General features: G+C 28.3%; 18 protein-coding genes, 1 tRNA gene, 1 other RNA gene and 1 riboswitch. Of the genes, 2 read left to right on the plus strand and 18 right to left on the minus strand.

The genetic code is table 11. From position 1 onward, the window contains the following. Positions 1–74: 74 nt before the first annotated feature. The 9 genes from OIF33_RS04340 to glsA all read right to left on the minus strand — a co-directional run bounded on the left by OIF33_RS04340 (position 75) and on the right by glsA (position 9160). Positions 75–1010 (minus strand): tetratricopeptide repeat protein, encoded by a 936-nt coding sequence (locus tag OIF33_RS04340; protein WP_322502997.1) that lies wholly within the window; start codon positions 1008–1010, stop codon positions 75–77. Between the two features lie 133 nt (positions 1011–1143). Continuing rightward, positions 1144–2064: an alpha/beta fold hydrolase gene (locus OIF33_RS04345; RefSeq protein WP_322503254.1), complete on the minus strand. Its 921-nt coding sequence runs from the start codon at positions 2062–2064 to the stop codon at positions 1144–1146. A 117-nt stretch (positions 2065–2181) separates the two neighbouring features. Then, positions 2182–2784 (minus strand): hypothetical protein, encoded by a 603-nt coding sequence (locus OIF33_RS04350; protein ID WP_322502998.1) that lies wholly within the window; start codon positions 2782–2784, stop codon positions 2182–2184. Between the two features lie 91 nt (positions 2785–2875). Beyond that, positions 2876–2960: transfer RNA gene (locus OIF33_RS04355), tRNA-Leu, on the minus strand. 44 nt (positions 2961–3004) lie between these two features. Continuing rightward, positions 3005–4120, minus strand: coding sequence for a glycosyl hydrolase family 8 (locus tag OIF33_RS04360; RefSeq protein ID WP_322502999.1), 1116 nt, complete (start codon positions 4118–4120; stop codon positions 3005–3007). Positions 4121–4227: 107 nt separating this feature from the next. After that, the gene (locus OIF33_RS04365) at positions 4228–4773 is read right to left on the minus strand and encodes a lytic transglycosylase domain-containing protein (protein ID WP_322503000.1); all 546 of its coding nucleotides are present in this window, start codon (positions 4771–4773) and stop codon (positions 4228–4230) included. 9 nt (positions 4774–4782) lie between these two features. After that, complete coding sequence (coaE, locus tag OIF33_RS04370; protein WP_322503001.1) at positions 4783–5382, minus strand: dephospho-CoA kinase; 600 nt, start codon at positions 5380–5382, stop codon at positions 4783–4785. Between the two features lie 15 nt (positions 5383–5397). Next, positions 5398–7998, minus strand: coding sequence for a DNA polymerase I (polA, locus tag OIF33_RS04375; protein WP_322503002.1), 2601 nt, complete (start codon positions 7996–7998; stop codon positions 5398–5400). 244 nt (positions 7999–8242) lie between these two features. Then, positions 8243–9160, minus strand: coding sequence for a glutaminase A (gene glsA, locus OIF33_RS04380; RefSeq protein WP_322503003.1), 918 nt, complete (start codon positions 9158–9160; stop codon positions 8243–8245). 237 nt (positions 9161–9397) lie between these two features. On the opposite strand from glsA, the gene OIF33_RS04385 reads away from it, so the two are divergent. Both OIF33_RS04385 and OIF33_RS04390 read left to right on the plus strand, forming a co-directional pair. Further along, positions 9398–9913, plus strand: a complete 516-nt coding sequence (locus tag OIF33_RS04385; RefSeq protein WP_322503004.1) for a hypothetical protein — start codon at positions 9398–9400, stop codon at positions 9911–9913. Between the two features lie 82 nt (positions 9914–9995). Continuing rightward, entirely contained in the window at positions 9996–11231 is a 1236-nt protein-coding gene (locus OIF33_RS04390; protein ID WP_322503005.1) for an aminopeptidase, read from the plus strand. A gap of 147 nt (positions 11232–11378) precedes the next feature. Here the strand turns inward: OIF33_RS04390 and OIF33_RS04395 are convergent, their stop codons facing one another. From OIF33_RS04395 to OIF33_RS04435, 9 genes are all read right to left on the minus strand, one after another. Then, positions 11379–12428, minus strand: coding sequence for a hypothetical protein (locus tag OIF33_RS04395; RefSeq protein WP_322503006.1), 1050 nt, complete (start codon positions 12426–12428; stop codon positions 11379–11381). 14 nt (positions 12429–12442) lie between these two features. Continuing rightward, positions 12443–13447, minus strand: a complete 1005-nt coding sequence (locus OIF33_RS04400; RefSeq protein ID WP_322503007.1) for a phosphodiester glycosidase family protein — start codon at positions 13445–13447, stop codon at positions 12443–12445. 545 nt (positions 13448–13992) lie between these two features. Further along, positions 13993–14339: RNase P RNA component class A (gene rnpB / locus OIF33_RS04405), an RNA gene on the minus strand. 47 nt (positions 14340–14386) lie between these two features. Continuing rightward, positions 14387–14647, minus strand: coding sequence for a hypothetical protein (locus tag OIF33_RS04410; protein WP_322503008.1), 261 nt, complete (start codon positions 14645–14647; stop codon positions 14387–14389). A 104-nt stretch (positions 14648–14751) separates the two neighbouring features. Continuing rightward, entirely contained in the window at positions 14752–15444 is a 693-nt protein-coding gene (locus tag OIF33_RS04415; RefSeq protein ID WP_322503009.1) for a radical SAM protein, read from the minus strand. Positions 15445–15459: 15 nt separating this feature from the next. Beyond that, complete coding sequence (locus OIF33_RS04420) at positions 15460–16017, minus strand: ECF transporter S component (protein ID WP_322503010.1); 558 nt, start codon at positions 16015–16017, stop codon at positions 15460–15462. A 15-nt stretch (positions 16018–16032) separates the two neighbouring features. Next, positions 16033–17013 carry a nucleoside hydrolase gene (locus tag OIF33_RS04425; protein WP_322503011.1) on the minus strand — a complete coding sequence of 327 codons (981 nt, stop codon included), beginning with the start codon at positions 17011–17013 and terminating at the stop codon, positions 16033–16035. Positions 17014–17161: 148 nt separating this feature from the next. After that, positions 17162–17206: riboswitch (PreQ1 riboswitch) on the minus strand. A gap of 157 nt (positions 17207–17363) precedes the next feature. Further along, positions 17364–18152 carry a Nif3-like dinuclear metal center hexameric protein gene (locus OIF33_RS04430; protein WP_322503012.1) on the minus strand — a complete coding sequence of 263 codons (789 nt, stop codon included), beginning with the start codon at positions 18150–18152 and terminating at the stop codon, positions 17364–17366. Then, on the minus strand, positions 18152–18841 hold the full coding sequence (locus OIF33_RS04435) for a class I SAM-dependent methyltransferase (protein ID WP_322503013.1): 690 nt from the start codon (positions 18839–18841) through the stop codon (positions 18152–18154). Before OIF33_RS04435 ends, OIF33_RS04430 begins: the two co-directional genes overlap by 1 nt. Positions 18842–18848 lie beyond the last annotated feature (7 nt).

Genomic DNA, 18848 nt, shown 5'->3' on the forward strand with positions numbered 1-18848 from the left:
GCAAATGAAATTATTTATTTTTTTGTAAATTATTGTATTAAATTGTAATTAATAAAAAGACGTTAATACTGGTCTTAGCCAATATTTAACGTCTCTAAAAAACCTTTAAATTTATTACTATTTCTTACCTCAATTAGATCATTATCCTTATTTATATATTTAACAAAATCAGGATATAATTCAACTGCCTTAATCAAATCATTTGTAGCATCATCTAAATCTTTTCCTAAAATAGCCTTAAAACAACTCCTATTGTAATATAAGAAATGATTTTCTGGATTAAATCTTAAACCTAATGATAATATATCTATTCCTTTTTCAATATTATTCTCTTCTTTATATATTACAGCTAAATTTAAAAATGTATAAGCATATCCAAAATTCTTCTTTATTGATTTTTCATAAAACTTCTTAGCCTTATCATAAACATTTAGCCTCTTATATATTACTCCCATATTAAATAGTGCTAAATAATGTTCTCCATCTATCTGAAGTGCTTTAGAAAACATTCTATATGCTTCTTGAAGCATATCTTGCTCTTCATATATTGATCCTAAATTTGTATATGCCCAAAAATCTTCAGGACAAACTTCTATTGTTTTTTTATAATACTCTATAGCACCTTCCTTATCTCCAACATTATCTAATGAATTTGCTAAAAAGAATATAGCTCTATCATATACTGAATTTATATCAATAGCTTTTTTATATAATTCTATAGCTTTTCTATAATTTTCTTTTTCATCATATATTACAGCTAAACCATAATAAGCTCTAAATTCACAATTATTTATACTTAAAGCCTCTTCATATTTTTCTTTAGCTTTCTCAGTATCACCTAATTCATCTAACATTAAAGCTATACTTATTATTAAATCAATATCCTTTTCTTCCCCTAAAAGCTCCTCTGCTCTTAAATAATAATTTAATGCCTTTATTAAATTACCTTCATCATGTGCTTTATCGCCACTACGTATATAATTATCTATAACTCTATAATCATTATCCATATCTTCTCCTATTTTTTAATCTATTTATATTAATCTATTATATCAAATTTTTTTTAATTTATAGAAATTAAAAAAGGAGGTATCAATCTTTTGATACGCTCCCATTAAAACTCTAATTTATTATATATATCTTTTAAATATTTTTCAACATCCATGCAATGGTATCTTCCATAACATCTATTTTATTTTTTTCATTTAACATTTCATGTCTACCATTTTCATATAGTTTATACTGAACATTTTTTACTCCGAACTCTTTTAATTTATCTCTTAAGTTAATTATACCTTTCCCAAAATTACCAACTGGATCTTTATCACCAGCAAAAATATATATAGGCATTTCTTTATTTATTTTACTCATATTTTCAACTTTATGTATGCTTCTTAACCCTCTTAATAGATCATAATAGAATGAACTTGAACATATAAATCCATATCTTTCATTATCTATATATTTGTCCACTTCTTCCTCTACACTACAAAGCCAATCAAAGCTGGTTCTACATGGTTTAAAATTTTTATTAAAACCTCCGAAAATTAAGCTATCCATTAATTTGCTTTTATGCTTTTTCCCCTTTAACTTACTTTCTATTTTAGCTATTACTTCTCCAATAGGAGCTAATTTGTCTGGCTCTCCATTAGTTCCTGATAAAATTAACATATCTACTAAATCATTATACTTTTGAACTAATCTTTGACTTATAAATGAACCCATACTATGACCAAAGAGTATTATTTTATATCCTTTATGTTTTTCCTTAGAATTTTCTATTAGTATTTTGGCATCCTCAACCATCCATTCAAAGCCTTCATCATCAGCAATATATCCTAAAGAATCCAATTCCTTTGCAGTAAAGCCATGCCCTCTATGATCATGAGAATAAACTAAAAAACCTTCCTCAACAAGTCTTTCTGCAAACTCATCATACCTAATTGCATCTTCTGTCATTCCATGTAATATGTGCACCACCGCTTTGAACTCTTTACCATCACTCCATTTATATCCTTGTAATTCTAATCCTTCACTATCTTTAAATGCAAAACTTTCTCTCAATTTCATCAGCTCCCCTTTTAGACTATATAGTTTAAAAATCTTCTTATGTATAAGATACTACTTAATTCCGCTCCCTTAAACAACTAACTTTATTAATTTACTATTTTTTAAAAATTATTAATATCTCGTTGATAAGTTTTTTCTTTCTGCATATTCTTCAAACTTATTCTTCCAAACTAAAGCTCTCTTTTTATCCATCTTAAAAAGATAATTTAAAAATCTATCTAGTTCATTTCTTTTATAAAGCCCTTTAAAAAGATGTCTTGGATAAGATACTCTCTTCTTATAATTATTTTTAGGATCTATTATTTTAAGTGTATAGTCATTTTGTATATATATATCTTTACATCTTATATCAATTCTCTTAAATCCTAGTTTTTCAAAGTCCAAAATCATTAAATATAGTTCTTTACATAAACTTTCATCTAAACTATTTCTTCTTAAGTATTTATCTAAGCGAATTCCTTCAACATATTCTCTAACAATATATCCTTCCTTAGATTCATACATTTTAGGGAAAAATCTAGATTTTCCAACTCTTTTTAAAATACTACTTTCATCATTCCAAACAGTAACTCTTCTAAATATTTTTATAACCTTATTTTCTTCAAGCAAAAATACTACTCCGTTATGTCCTTCTCCTAAAAATGAACCCTCTCTTAAAGATTTTTCTAATGTATAGCTTAAATTTTTAAGACTATAATCAAAGTTTTTGCTCATTTTACCCCTCTTATTAATAAGTGCTTAATACTATATTATACATTTAATAAAATAAAAAATGACTAATTTCTATAATTAGAAATTAGTCATTTGGTGCAGATAGCGGGACTTGAACCCGCACACCCTTAGAGCAATACCCCCTCAAGATATCGTGTCTGCCATTCCACCATATCTGCATATAAATATTTGCCAATATATTTATATGCAGAATATGATTATTTTATTCCTTATATTTTTGGAAAGCCAATAGAGCATTTAAGTTATCAAAAGAATACACACTTTCAGTCTTTGAATCTCCAAAGGCACCATAAAGTACACTATCCTTATTTTTTATTTGGTAATACTTTAATTTATCTATTGCCTTATTAAATAATTCTTTATCTCCAATATAATTTGCTATTAAAGCTACATTAGAATATATTGATGGTGATTCAACCTGTGATGTTGCTTTTCCACTCTTTGAATCATAAGTAGCTACTAAAAATCCATCCTTTTTAAATTTTTCTTTTATCCAATTAATAGATGCATCTTCATTTTCTCCAACTTCAATTCTATTTAAAATTACTATTGTAGATAATAATAAATCAATATTTTTATCTTCATCATATTTTTGAGTTTCCTCATAAAATACTTTTCTGTATAAAGGCAAGTTCTCTGATATTCTTCCATTCTCTATTATTGAATTAGATTTTTCATAAATGCGTTCCCATTTCCTATCAACTTGACTTAATAATTTCATAGTTGGCAAATCTAAATAGCATAAAGTCGTTGTATTTCCTTTTCCGTAATTATCTATATAATCTACTAATGTTCCATTTTCTTCTGCATGTTTTAATAAAGAATTACCAATGTTTATGGCATAAAACTTATAGTAAAAGTTTCCCCATCTGTTATTTGCTAAAAGAAGTGCCTTTATTATTCTAAGCTCATCTATTGTTGCAGAAGAAGGAGAGTTTTCACTTCCATCTTTTCTCCAACTTATAAGTCCATTTTTTAATCGCATATCTTTAACTATATCAAAATGCTCATCAAATAGCTCTTGATTATTAGCATTTACTGCATAAAGCATCATAAGTCCTTCTGATTCTGATAAAACTGAATGACCTTTAGTTATATCACCTTCAGAACTCTTATCTAAATAATTTGTATAGATTCCATATCCAGATTCGCTTAAATCATTCTCTATAAAATCAAACAACATTTTTTCCTGTGGTGGATTAAAATTATCATTCCAATCTACTGTCATATGTACTGGTTTTAAATATTCTCTATTTAAAAATAATACTCCTATAGCTATTATTACTATTACACATATAGCTATTCCCCGTTTTTTCAAAATATCACCTCCAAAATTAGCGGTAACATATTAAAAATATAATACCTAAAATACTAAGAATCTTTATATTATTTCTATGTATATTAAAAAACATACATATAGGTCACTTAAGTATAAAGTGACCTATATATATTATAATAAACATTTACTTTTTTTACATATTTATCAGTTTCTTTAAATGGTATGTAAGTAAGATTTTTTCCATCATTAGAATGCTCATTACTACTTAACCATTCTTGAACCCGCCCTCTACCAGCATTATAAGCCGCAATTACGAGATCCCAATTATTAAACTCTTCATGAAGATTGTTTAAATACCAACATCCAAACCTTATATTAACCTCAGGTTCTGACAATAAGTCAGTATTAAAATCAATAATCCCTTGCTGTTCAGCTATCCATTTTCCAGTAGATGTGGTTATTTGCATAAGCCCTCTAGCGTCCTTATTTGATTTTGCCTCTTCATTAAAATTGCTTTCCGCCTTCATTACAGCTAGAACGAAATATGGATCCAAATCATATTCTTTACTATATCTCTCTACATAATTCATATACTTTAATGGAAATACAACATTTCGTAATATATATCCGCTCCCTAAAAACAACAAATATATGGCTAAAACAATTATTACTAGCCTTATAATTTTCTTCATATAACTCTCCTATTGATACAAAGTAAAAAACTCTAATAAATCATCAATTTGTTCCTTTGTCTTCATTAAATTACCACTATTATCAATTATTAAGTTAGAATACTCTTTCTTCTTCTCAAGACTTAACTGAGAATTTATTCTATTTATAGCTTCACCCTTACTCAACTTATCCCTAAAGCCTATTCTTTCTATTTGACTATTTTTATCTACCCAAACTAAAACAACCATATCCATATCTTTATGCATATTATTTTCTATTAGAGTTGCCCCATCTATTACTACTAACTTAGTACCTAATCTTTCATATTCATCAAGCTTCATAGCAATCTCATCTTTTATATATGGCATTATTATTTCTTCATATTTTAGTCTTTCCTTAGGAAATCTAAATATGTGGTTACCAAATTCTCTTCTTCTAAAGTCACCTCTCCAATCAAAGAAATGATCTCCAAAAGTAACTCTTACCCTTAAAAGTATATCAGGGTATTTTTCTAATACTTCTCTCGCAATAATATCTGCATCTATAACTGGTATTCCTGTATCCTTTATCATAGAGGAAATCGTACTTTTACCTGAACATATTCCTCCTGTAAGGCCTACTTTAATCATAGAATTAGTACCCCCTTATTTTAATTTGTACCAATCTTCTCCAATATTAACATCAACATCTAATGGTACACTTAATTTAATCGTATTTTCCATTTCTTCTTTAAGAAGTTTTTTGACAACCTCTAATTCTCCTGGAACAACATTTATTATAAGTTCATCATGTACTTGTAATATTAATCTACTATTTAAGTTTAATTCTCTTATTTTATTATAAACATTTACCATAGCAAGCTTTATTATATCTGCTGCTGTTCCTTGTATTGGAGCATTCATAGCAAGTCTTTCTCCTAAAGCTTTTACTATTTTATTTGAAGCATTTACTTCTGGTATGTATCTTCTTCTATTTAACATAGTTAATACATATCCCTTTGTTTTTGCTTCTTCAATAACATTTGAAATATACTCTTGTATTTTAGGATATCTTTCAAAATATATATCCATGTATTCTTTAGCTTCTTTTCTTGAAATATTTAAATCTTGTGAAAGACTAAAATCACTAATTCCATATACTATACCAAAGTTTACGGCCTTAGCTCTACTTCTCATTAATGATGTTACTTCCTCAACTGGAACCTTAAATACTTCTGAAGCTGTTTTAGTGTGTATATCTGAGTGGTGATTAAATGCATTTATCATATTTTCATCCCCTGAAATATGAGCTAGTACTCTAAGTTCTATTTGTGAGTAGTCAGCTGATATTAATAGGTCACCTTCTTCTTTTGGTATAAATACCTTTCTTATTTCTCTACCCATTTCATATTTTATAGGTATATTTTGAAGGTTAGGCTCTGTTGATGAAAGTCTACCTGTAGTAGTTACTGTTTGATTAAATGTTGAATGTATAGAGCCATCTGTATCTATAACAGCTTTTAATCCTTCAACATAAGTTGAATATATCTTTGAAAGCTGTCTAAAATATGTTATTTTTTCTATTATAGGATGTTTGTCCTTTAGCTTTTCTAAAACTTCTGCATTTGTTGAATACCCAGTTTTAGTTTTCTTTATAACTGGTAAATCTAACTTTTCAAATAATATTTTACCTAATTGCTTTGGAGAATTTATGTTAAATTCTTCTTCAGAAAGTTCAAATATCTCCTTTTGAGTCTCCTCTATTTCTCTTTTGAACTTAATAGATAACTCATCTAAAATATCCTTATTTACTTTAAATCCTATTGATTCCATAGAAGATAAAACTGTTTCTAAAGGAAGCTCCATGCCATACATTAATTCTTCCATTTTTTCTTCTTCTATTTTTTTCTTTAGAACTAAAGTTAGATCTTTCATAAATGAAATTCCAACTAAATCTTCTTCTCCTTCTTTTATATTAGGGAATTTTGAAAGATAATTATTTATTAGTGATAAAAGATTATATTCTCCTTTAGATGAATCTATTAAATATGCTGCTAGTTCACAATCAAAAGCTAATCCTTTAACTTCTATTCCTAATTTTCTTAAAGCAGTTAAAGCATTTTTTATGCTATAGCCATTCTTTAATATCTCTTCATTCTCAAAGAATTCCTTAAATAATTTAGTATTGTTTTCTTCCTTAACTAATTCTTTAAAGCTAATTGAATAATTTTTACCATCATAATTAATAAATATTTTATCGATTTCTAGAGTAGAATACTTTTCTTTATTTAAGTAAGTAAAGTTAATGTATACTTCACCCTTTATATTTTTAAGTAAAGCATCTAATTCTTTACGCTCCTCTATATTAGTGATTTTAACTTCTATTTCTGGCTCTTCCTCTTCTCCATTTGATAATTTATCTAAGATTGATTTCATTTGAAGCTTTGTGAATAAAGCCTTTAATTCATCTTTATTATAGTCATCCTTAGATTTAATCTCATCTAAGTCAAAATCTATAGGAACATTAGTCATAATAGTAGCTAACTTCTTAGAGAATATAGCCTGTTCACTATATTCAGTTAAATTTTCTTTTAACTTTTTACCACTTATGTTATCTATATTTTCTAAAACGGCCTCTACTGAGCCATACTCTTTAATAAGTTTAAATGCTGTTTTTTCTCCGACTCCTGGTACTCCTGGAATATTATCTGACTTATCTCCCATAAGACCTTTAACATCTATAAATTGAGTAGGAGTTACCCCATATTCTTCTACCATTCTGTCATAGTTATAAACTTCCACCTCAGAAACACCTTTTTTAGTTATGCACACATTTATATCTTTTGATGCTAATTGAAGTGCATCTTTATCCCCAGTCATAACATAAACTTCTATTCCTTCATCCTCAGCAAACTTAGCTAAACTTCCTATTATATCATCTGCCTCAAATCCATCTAACTCATATGTTGTTATTGAAAATAATTTTAGCATTTCCTTAACAATAGGAAACTGCTCTGCTAATTCAGGAGGCATTTTCTTTCTACCAGCCTTATAATCCTCATACTCTAAATGTCTAAACGTTGGTGCTTTCTTATCAAAAGTACAAACTATATAATCTGGTTTTATATCATCTCTCATTTTGAAAAGCATATTTGTAAAACCATAAATGGCATTTGTATGAGTTCCCTCACTATTACTTAATAAGGGCACCGCATAAAAGGCTCTATTTAAAAGACTGTTACCGTCTAATATTAATAATCTTTTCATTCTAATCCTCCAATATATTCTATTGATCTAATAAAAAACTTTATCCCCAATAAATTCTACTTCTAATCTATTATATAAAAAGTGGTTAAAATAAAATTATAAATGGTATGACAAGAATATCTAGATAAATTTTTAATGAAGCCTAGTAATTCTCAGAATATATTTATAATTTTATTTTTAAAGTTTTTAAACAATCGTCTCTTTTAATGATTTTTCCCATTAGTTCTAATAATATTAACATACTTTAGAAAATACTTAAATCTAATTCTTCAGATAAATCCTTAATTACATGTGTTCCTGCTATACTATTTCCTTTGTCATCTAAAGAAGGTCCAAAGATTCCTATTCCCATTCTTCTTGGAACGGCAGCCATTATTCCGCCACCAACTCCACTCTTAGCTGGAATTCCTATATGTACTGCAAATTTACCTGAATCATCATACATACCACAAGTAACCATTATAGTTTTTATTATTCTACATATTTCTCTAGATATTACTCTTTCTCCGTTCCAAGGTAATACCCCATCATTAGCAAGCATAGCTCCCATTCTTGCTAAATCCTTAGCATTAACCTCTAAAGAACATTGCTTAAAATATAAATCTAATATATCATCTATATTTCCCTCTATAACTCCGTTACTTTTCATAAAATATGCCAATGCTCTATTTCTATCACCAGTTTCTTTTTCTGATAAATAAACATCTTCATTTAATTCTATAGTATCGTTTCCTGTTACTTTTCTAGTAAACTCTAAAATTCTATTAAATTTTTCTTCTTCTGTATCCCCTTCTATTAAAGATGTTGTTAAGATTGCTCCTGAATTAACCATTGGGTTAAAAGGCTTTTTAGAAGGTTTTCTCTCTAAACTTACTATACTATTGAAACTATCTCCAGTTGGCTCAACACCTACCCTAGAAAACACTCTATCTTTTCCATTATCTAAAATTGCAAGCATTAAAGTTATGACTTTTGATATACTCTGAATAGTAAATTTCTTCTCATAATCTCCTGCTCCTACCTCTTTTCCATCAAGAGTAACTATATATATACCTAAATCTTCTTTATTTGCTTTTTCTAACTCTGGAATATATGATGCTAATTTTCCATGTTCTACATACTGTCTATTATTTTCTATTAAACTCTCAAGAAAATTTTTCACTTTAGTTCGCTCCTTAGTCTAAAATTTATAGTGTAATAACTTAATAATTAATATATAAACATTATAACATTTTAAACTAATTATTATAAATTTTTTCATATACTTTTGATACTTATCTCTAATATAATAAAAAACTTTAACAACTTATTTTTTTCCTAGTTAAATAACTCATATCTTAAGCAACTTTTATTAAACCTCACTCATAGAATATAATAAAAAGCTTTGAGGTTTGTTATTATGAATATAAATAATCTTAATATACTAATGGAATATTTAAACACTGTTCCAATGAAAGAATATAAAAAAAATCTTACTTTTTTAGGTGAAGGAATTGCAAGAAAAGTTTTTGCTTTAAATAAAAATTTAGTTATAAAGGTAGCTAAAAATGAAGATGGCTTACACCAAAACTTTGTTGAAGCATATGTTTTCAAAAATGCTCCTTATAAGCTTAAACGCTATTTATGTCCGGTATTACTTTATGATAAAAGAATTCTAATCATGCCTAGGGCAGAAATTTTTCCCTATGTAAAAAGAAACTCTTTTGTTGATTTAAAGGAATTAAGAGAAGAAGACTCTGTTGAAGATGATATAAGTACACTTGGAGATAAATATTTTCTTTTTAAAGAAGACTTATATGTCCATAGTTCTTGGGGAATTGTAGATGATAATTATTATTTAATTGATTATGGCTGTACTTCTGAAGATGGAGACCTATATTATTACTCTCTTATGAAAATAAAAGGACTTTTATAAAATAATATTTCTTACTCAATTGTTTTATAATTTTTAGTGCATTATAATAATAGTAAGAATTTGTAAAGAAAGGTCTGATATTATGAACACATTTGAAAGTATGTTAGAGAATTATGCAAAACTAGCTACTCACATAGGAGTAAATGTCCAAGAAGGGCAAACCCTTGTTATATCTTCTCCTGTAGAATGTGTAGATTTCACAAGAATGCTTGTTAAATCTGCTTATGAAAAAGGAGCAAAAGATGTTGTTGTTCAATGGAATGATGAAATATGTGGTAAGCTAAAATACGAGTACTCTCCCTTAGAAGTTTTTGAAAGCTTTCCTGATTGGATGAAAGAATCAAGGCTAAGCTATGCTAAAGAAGGAGCTTGTTTCTTAAATATATCTGCCTCTGATCCAGAACTTTTAAAAAATATAGATCCCTCTAAAATAGCAGCTTTTAGAAAATCTTCAAGCACAGCTTTAAGAGAATTCAGTGAACTTTTAATGAGCAATAAAAACGCTTGGTCAATAGTATCTATTCCAACTAAAGCTTGGGCTAAAAAAGTTTTCCCTGATCTATCAGAAAAAGAAGCTGTAGATAAATTATGGAATGAAATTTTCAAAATAGTTAGAGTTGATAAATCTAATCCTGTTGAAGCTTGGAATAAACATAAAGAAACTTTAAAGTACCATATGGATTATTTAAATAAAAAGAATTTAAAATCTCTTCATTTTGAAAATTCACTTGGAACTGATTTAACTATAGAATTACCTGAAAATCATCTTTGGGCTGGCGGAGCTGAATATACTCAAGGCGGAGTTGAATTCATAGCTAATATGCCTACTGAAGAAGTATTCTCTATGCCTTCTAAATTTGGAGTTAATGGAACAGTATTTAGTTCTAAACCTTTAAACTATGGTGGAAACTTAATTGATAACTTCTCAGTTACTTTTAAAGACGGAAAAGTTGTTGATTTCTCAGCTGAAGAAGGATATGAAACTTTAAAACACCTTTTAGATACTGATGAAGGAGCTAAATATTTAGGAGAAGTTGCTCTTGTTCCTTATGATTCTCCTATATCAAACTCAGGAATAATCTTCTTCAACACTCTATATGATGAAAATGCATCATGTCATCTAGCTTTTGGTAAAGCATATTCTCTTTGCTTAAAAAATGGAGAAAACATGACTAATGAAGAACTTGAAAAAGCAGGTGCTAATGACTCACTAACTCATGTAGACTTTATGATAGGCACTAAAGACTTAAAAATCACAGGTTTAACTCATGATAATGTTGAAGTTCCTGTATTCAAAAATGGTAACTGGGCATTTTAAGTAAATTTTTTAAATAAAAAGCAGAGAGTAGTTTATTTAACTTCATAAACTACCCTCTGCTTTTTTTGTATATTTAAGTATTCTATCTACATAAAAAATCTCTAAAGGAATATCCTTTAGAGATTTTAAATTGTTTATAATAAACTTTTATTTATTTCCTTTAGAATCAAAGTATATTCTATGAAGTTTTTTTCCATTTACAATTGTTGCAAATCCATTAGAATACATTTGTAAGAATTCACCTTCATATTTATACTCTTTTCCGTTCTTAATATCTTTAACTAAATTTTGACTTGATTCTAAAACATATATTTCTCCATCTTCACCTATATATATGTCTTTTAAATCTAAGGTCTGTTCTAAAGGTATCTTATTCCAACTATCAATTGGCTTTTCAACATCACCATAAACTATCTTAAATACCTTGTCCTCTTTCACTTCACCAAAGTACACATTTCCAGTTTCATCAACCCCTAAAAGTCTAACTTTATATGATGGATTAATACCTAACTTTTTATTTGGTTGTGTAAGATATATTCCAGATCCCTTTTCACTATCATATACCAATCTATCTGCTCTTGGCATTATTTCAATATTTCCTGGTGTTTCTGTTACTAAACTTACATCAGTTACATCATCATTGTTATCTATTCTCTTAACTATAGATTCTTTTGTATCCTCATTAGTAAACTTAATATATATAACTCCGGTCTTAGTCGATGCCGTTATTTCACTAACTTTATAAGCTGAGTTTACATTTCCAATTTCAATTTTCTTAGTTTTATTGGTATCCACATCAACAGAATATAAATTTACTGTATTATGTCTATTATTATCTTTAGTAGCTGTAGTTACAAGCAATCTATTTCTATCTCTAAGCCAAGTATAATATGATGCTTTTTCGTTTTCTAAATCCACATTAACTTCTTCTTCTTTAATTGTATCAAATACCTTAAGATCTTGATTTTTATTAAAATATGCTACATATTCTCCATCATAAGATATTTTCTTATCTAACATATCACTTGGTAACTTTACATCCTTATTTTCCTTTGTATGCTGACTAGCTATATCTATTGCTTTTACATTTACATTAGAATTCAACTTAAAGTAAAATTTATCAAAAACAAATAAAACCAAGCATTGTAAAATTATAGACAAAAGTCCCCACTTTATAAACAGCTTCAATTTATTCATAAAACTCTCCTTTGTTATTTTACTATCACAGCTGAAGGAATAGATCTTTCCCCTACATTAGATGCTGGATTATTTACAAGTTTTCCATTTAAATACATTGTGGTTGATTTACCACCATCAAGGTTTATAGCCGTAACAACATCACAAGTATTTAACAATACCTCTTGCAATTCTTTTAAAGTTGCTCCACCACTTGTTAAGCTTCTACCGTCAATAACTAACATTACTATTGCTCCATCGGCTCTTTGTCCAATAGCTGTTCTTGGTGCAACTCCCCATCCGCCATCACCTTTCATAGGTGTAGGTTCTCCATCTTTGACTAAAACTGGTCCAAAGCTTACAGCTTCTTGGACATCTAATTCCTTAAGATCATTTACTGAATACATGCCAGCAATCATTTTTCCTGATTTAGTTATTCCGACTAGCTCAATTTTTTTATCATCTGGAACATCTTTATATACAACTTTACCTTCAGACATAACTATACCTGCTGGAGTTCCTCCATTACCAGTCCACTGTGCTGTACTAGATTTATCCGTAAAGGCTCCTCCATTTATAGCTGCAACAGCATTATTTTCTTTTGCTATTTCTGAAGTAGTTTGTCCTTCTTGTCCAAGATATTTTGAAACCCCTATTTTTACTCTAGTAGGATCTTTTACTACAATATAGTATCCACTATATTTAAAGTTATCAAAAGAGTATAATTCTATACTATTATCATGTTTAGTTGGCAGATTAACACTTGTTTTAGCATTTTTATAACTTGCACTTGTCTCTTCAACATTAGAGTTTAATATCTCGTTAATTTTTTCATTTGATAAAAATGTAGTTGCCATCCATTGATGGCTAAAACTTGTCATGGCTGCCCCTACATATGTTCTCTTAGCATTTTGAAACGGTCCATATAAAAGTATAAAAGGTGCTGTAATAGCAGTAAAGATTAATTCAAAAGCAATAAACATTGCTAAGGTCTTCCACTTCTTTTTACTTCTCCTCTTTTTTCTATTATCTTTCCCCATTGCTCCTCCTTAATTTAAAATAATCCATTTTCATTTGTAACCAAAACCAATTTACCCGTACACTTTGTTCTTTTTTACAGTATCACTTATCCATTATACATTATTTTTTATACAATATTATTACAAAGTTTTATCTTTATACAAATTTCTCTACTAAATTTTCATATTTTTTTAAAATAAAAAGCTCATGAACCTTCCATAAGCTTTCAAAATTACAATATATTCCATTTTATAAATTAAATTTTCTTTCATCATATCCTAAGAACAAAACAAAAAATATAACTTGTATAACCTCAAATATCTTCTTCATTTGTTTCAACTCCTTTTAATATCTTACAAAATAATTATATATTTATTAGATATGTAATCATATTTTTCTAGATTACAAATTACTTTCAAATTTGTAATCTCCTCTATTAGATATATCCAATAAACTCAAATTAATACTGTAAGATAAAAGGCAATTAGGAAATAAATAACTAGTGTATTTTTTATATTTTTTTGTAAAATAAAAAACACTAGGTTATTTACCTAAGTGTTTTCAAAATACGAGATAAGTCTATAAGCCGAGTTCTGTATTCGACAATCATCTATCTAGGCCTACCGTTGCCGATAGGCTCAAGCGACACACCCGAGGACGGGACGGGCAGCCCCTATATGTCCTCCTATTTGGTCTTGCTCCGAATGGGGTTTACATAGCAGTATAGTCACCTATACACTGGTGAGCTCTTACCTCACCTTTCCACCCTTACCTAGATAAATCTAGGCGGTTTATTTCTGTTGCACTATCCTTAGAGTCACCTCCACTGGACGTTATCCAGCATCCTGCCCTATGGAGCTCGGACTTTCCTCTCCTAGTTCTAAGACTAGCAGCGATTGTCTGGCTTACTCGCAAGATTAATATTAACATATAAAATTATTTTTTTCAAATTATTTTTTTTACCATTTACTACAAATAACAGCAATAGCTATTATTGCAATGAGAATAAAAGCTAGAGGTATTCCTATTTGACTCATTATTAATAATGTTAAAATTGCTCCTACAGCAGCCCATTTTAAAGCATTCTTAATGCTATTATTCTTCTTTACTCTTCCACAGTTACAACGATTTCTTTTAAAATTTTTAATCAATTTACAAAAATCATCTTTTAAGTCTTTAAAACAATCATTATTAGAATTTTTTCTTGAATTTGACCCCATAATATTCAATCCTAAGTATTATTTATACATTATTATATGAAAAATCACCTACTTTATCCATAAAGCAGGCGATTTTTTTCTTTATTTGAAGCTATTAATTAATTCTAATCTCCAACTCCAAAATCAGTATTTTCAAATAATACTTCTATGTTATTATTATTTTTCTTTAAGAATGAATACTCATTCTCAAACCATTTTATAAGTTCTTCATCTCTTTTAAAATTAGTTGTATTCTCAGTCCATATATTAACTGTTCCATACTCAAAATTATTTAAAAGAATTTCCATATCTCTTTTTATCATCTCTTTGGTTTGTCCTTTTATACCAACCATTAAGCATATTGATTTGAAATATTTTTTTATTTCTTCTACATCTTTAAATCTAGCATTTTTATTTAAAACATCATTTCTAAATTCATCATCAAAGGTTTCTATTCCTGTCTTAAATATTATAGGAACTCCGAAATATTCTTCTATTTCCTTTAATCTATTTCTATAACACCAATGTGCCTCAAAAAAAATCTTCTTAATATTCTTTTTTATAACAATCTCTTTTATATCTTCTAATGTTTCCTTTGGAAGTTCAAAGACACTTCCTGAATTTATAACTTCTAAAACTCCATAAATTCCTTTGACCTTACTAAGTACTTCTTTATTTAACTTAATTATTTCCTCAGTATTTTTTGAGTTATCTTCTATGTAATCACAAAAGGCACATTTTCCCCATACACAAGGAAAAGATTTTAAAAGAACTATTTCTCTATTATTTTTATTATCTATAACATTATATCTATCCAATTCTTTCATCTCCAATTATTCATTCTGTGCTCTTAATAAAATATTCTTAGGTAATCTTCTTACAACTTGCACCATTATTAAAACAGCTACTAACTTATCACAATAGTCTGTTAAGAATTGAGTTATAAAAGCACTAACTACAGGGTTAACCCCTAAATTATTTAAAATCACTATTATGTAACTAGATCCTGAAGAAGTTATTCCTCCAAATATATAGGCTGTTAGAACAGCTCCAGTAAAACTTACAAATATAGTCATTATAAGTACACTTAAAAATATTTTTTTCCCCTTCATAAGACCTTTATCATAAAAATATCCTGCAAAAAATCCAGTAAATATTTGAACTGGTGCAAAATATAAAGAATATATATCAAATGTTATTCCACTAACTACACTTCCTAATATACCTGTAGCTACTCCATAAGCTGGTCCTAGTACAAATCCAACCATTATTGTACCTAAAGAATCTAAATAAATTGGTAACCTTAAATTTAAAGCTATAAAAGCACCTATTATATTTAAAGCTATTCCAATTCCCACTATTGTTAATTTTAAACTTTTTGAACTTCTCATCTTAATATCCCCCTATTAAACACCATATTTTTCGTTATTAATTACATTTTTAATATCCTCTTTATGATGAAGGAATATTTTACTTAGAAAACTAAGCATAAATTCTTTACTATTTACTTTTTCTAAAACAAAAACATTTTTTCTCTTTTTATAAAAATCTGCAACATCTACAAGGCTTTGTCCCATAGCTATATCCTCACAAGCTACATCTACATAAGCCTTGAAACCTTCACAAAGGTTTCTATTTACAAAATATTCTACAGCTAATGGATCATTTATAACACAACCAAGAGTTCTCTCTTGAGCCCAATGAAAATCAACATAAAATCTAGTAATATCACATATAAAATCACCAACTTCATCTTTAAATTGATGTATAATCTCTCTTAAATTTGGTGTTAAAACTATCTCTCTCGTAACATCTAAACCAACCATGGTGAACTCGCCATTAAACTGATTTAAGAATTCCTTTGCTCCATGAGGATCTACCCAGTAATTGAACTCCGCTACTGGAGAACAATTCCCATGACTTTTATAAGCTCCTCCCATTGAAACAATCTCTTTAACTCTATGAAAAACCTCTGAATTTTTTCTTATAGCCATGCACAGATTTGTTAAGGGTCCCAAAGCTATTATGCTAATATTCTCCTCATTTTTTAAGGTATTCAAAATAAAATCTACGGCCCCTTCTCTAATATACTCCTCAGAAATTTCTGGAATGAAAGTTTCTCCTAAACCATCTTCTCCATGAGTATCCTGAGCTGTTACAAGTTCTCTTTTAATAGGAGTACTCTCCCCTAAATAAACAGGTATATCTAATCTATTCAAAAGCTTAAGTACCTTTAAAGCATTTTTAGCTCCCTGTAGACTTTCAACATTACCTGATACAGTTGTTATACCTACGACCTCAATCTCTTCTGATTTTAATGCAAGAATAAGCGCTAAAGCGTCGTCTATTCCTGGATCACAATCAATAATCACCTTTCTCTTATACATTTTAAATTCCTCCCTTTGATTTAAATTAACCAAAAGGCACTGTTATTACTCTCAAAAACACTCCTTATTCCTTGTAAAATCTTTCTGAAAATAATAAAAAACTATATTACAGGCATACTAAAGAGTATAACTATCCTACAATACAGTTACAGTCCTAGTTTTTTATAGAGGGATGGTTACGAACCTCTACCAAGTGAACTTGGATTTTATTATAAAGCTATGTTTTATGTAAATATTGATTTTAAGATGATCTTACAGTTCTATCTAAAAATCAACACTTGTTTAAAACATGATCTATTATAAAATTTTAGGTATGGTGTATATTTCACCATACCTATTATATATCAAAATTATATAAATTCAAATGGATCTTTTGATTCTTTTGAAATAACAAATTCTACATCTGAATCTAATCTTTCTTTTACCTTTTCACTTACATTAATTAGAACAGGCCACTCTGAATTAAAATGTCCTATATCCAGTATATTAAGTCCCATCTCTTTATAATCTGAAACAAAGTGATATGTTGTATCTCCAGTTATTATTAAGTCTGCACCAAGCTTTTTTGCATCTCCAAAGAAATCTTGACCACTACCATTTACAATGGCAACCTTCTTAACAACTTCATTTAAATCTCCTGCATATCTTAAATTTTTAACTTCTAGAGAATTTTTAATATTCTCTACTATTTCAAGGACAGTCATTTCTTTATTTAATTCAACAACTCTTCCTATACCAGCCTCATTATCAAATTGATTTTTCTCCATTATAATACCTTTTTCAAAACCTAACATTTTTACTAAGGTATCATTTAATCCATCTTTAACAGAATCCCAATTGGTATGAGCTGAATAAAGATTTATATCATTTCTTATTAATTCTATAATTTTTCTTCCTAACAAAGTATCTGTTGTTATTGATTGAGGTTTTCTGAATAAAAGTGGGTGATGAGTTAAAATAAGCTCTGCTCCCATTTCCTTAGCCTCTCTAATAACCTCTTCAGTACAATCTAAAGCTAATAAAACCTTAGTTATATTTTTCTTTCTATCCCCAACCATAAGACCTACATTATCAAAGCCTTCTTTTAAATTAACTGGGGCTATATCCTCTATTATTTTTATAATGTCATCTAGTTTCATTATATCATCCCCTTAAGCTTATTTATCTTTTCTTCTAAATCAGCTTTTCTCTTTTTTGCAGCCTCTGTGTCATCCTTAATAAAGCTTAATATTGTTTCACATCTATTTATTTTTTCTTCAATAAATTCTTTGAATAATGGATGTTCTTTTTTTCTTAAAATAGGACTGATTTCATAATCTATTTCATCTTCAAAAATTAATTTTTCTGAATCCTCATTATATTTAACTTTAAATAGCTCATAAAATCTTCCCTCATCCTTAATTAAATCCTCATCTATTATTTCATAATTATTTTTATATAAGAACTCTCTTAAAACTTCTGGATTTTGAGCTGGTTGTAAAATTAGAAAATCATATTTCTTTACCTTTGGCATATCAGCTAATAATATATCTCTAGTTAAGTTTCCTCCCATACCAGCTAATATAACACCATCTACTTCTCCAAGCTTTAAAGGGTTAAGACCAGGCCCTAAAAGACACTTAACCTTATCACTAACTCCTTCAAAAGCAACATTAACCTTTGCTTTTTCTATAGGACCTTTATTTATATCTGAAGCTATAGCTTTTTCACATATTCCTTCTTTAACTAAATAAATTGGTATATATCCATGATCCGTACCAATGTCAGCTATACTTTCACATTTATCAACATGTTCTGCTATTCTTTTTAATCTTTTACTTAGTTCCATCCTATCC

Origin of the sequence: Clostridium sp. LIBA-8841 (genome assembly GCF_034439435.1) — a bacterium.
Taxonomy (GTDB): Bacteria; Bacillota; Clostridia; order Clostridiales; family Clostridiaceae; genus Sarcina.

Bases quoted from the DNA above. Each gene is read 5' to 3' on its own strand.
- OIF33_RS04340 (WP_322502997.1), bottom strand. From the start codon at position 1,010: ATGGATAATGATTATAGAGTTATAGATAATTATATACGTAGTGGCGAT.
- OIF33_RS04350 (WP_322502998.1), bottom strand. From the start codon at position 2,784: ATGAGCAAAAACTTTGATTATAGTCTTAAAAATTTAAGCTATACATTA.
- OIF33_RS04365 (WP_322503000.1), bottom strand. From the start codon at position 4,773: ATGAAGAAAATTATAAGGCTAGTAATAATTGTTTTAGCCATATATTTG.
- coaE (WP_322503001.1), bottom strand. From the start codon at position 5,382: ATGATTAAAGTAGGCCTTACAGGAGGAATATGTTCAGGTAAAAGTACG.
- polA (WP_322503002.1), bottom strand. From the start codon at position 7,998: ATGAAAAGATTATTAATATTAGACGGTAACAGTCTTTTAAATAGAGCC.
- OIF33_RS04385 (WP_322503004.1), top strand. From the start codon at position 9,398: ATGAATATAAATAATCTTAATATACTAATGGAATATTTAAACACTGTT.
- OIF33_RS04390 (WP_322503005.1), top strand. From the start codon at position 9,996: ATGAACACATTTGAAAGTATGTTAGAGAATTATGCAAAACTAGCTACT.
- OIF33_RS04395 (WP_322503006.1), bottom strand. From the start codon at position 12,428: ATGAATAAATTGAAGCTGTTTATAAAGTGGGGACTTTTGTCTATAATT.
- OIF33_RS04400 (WP_322503007.1), bottom strand. From the start codon at position 13,447: ATGGGGAAAGATAATAGAAAAAAGAGGAGAAGTAAAAAGAAGTGGAAG.
- OIF33_RS04410 (WP_322503008.1), bottom strand. From the start codon at position 14,647: ATGGGGTCAAATTCAAGAAAAAATTCTAATAATGATTGTTTTAAAGAC.
- OIF33_RS04420 (WP_322503010.1), bottom strand. From the start codon at position 16,017: ATGAGAAGTTCAAAAAGTTTAAAATTAACAATAGTGGGAATTGGAATA.
- OIF33_RS04425 (WP_322503011.1), bottom strand. From the start codon at position 17,013: ATGTATAAGAGAAAGGTGATTATTGATTGTGATCCAGGAATAGACGAC.
- OIF33_RS04430 (WP_322503012.1), bottom strand. From the start codon at position 18,152: ATGAAACTAGATGACATTATAAAAATAATAGAGGATATAGCCCCAGTT.
- OIF33_RS04435 (WP_322503013.1), bottom strand. From the start codon at position 18,841: ATGGAACTAAGTAAAAGATTAAAAAGAATAGCAGAACATGTTGATAAA.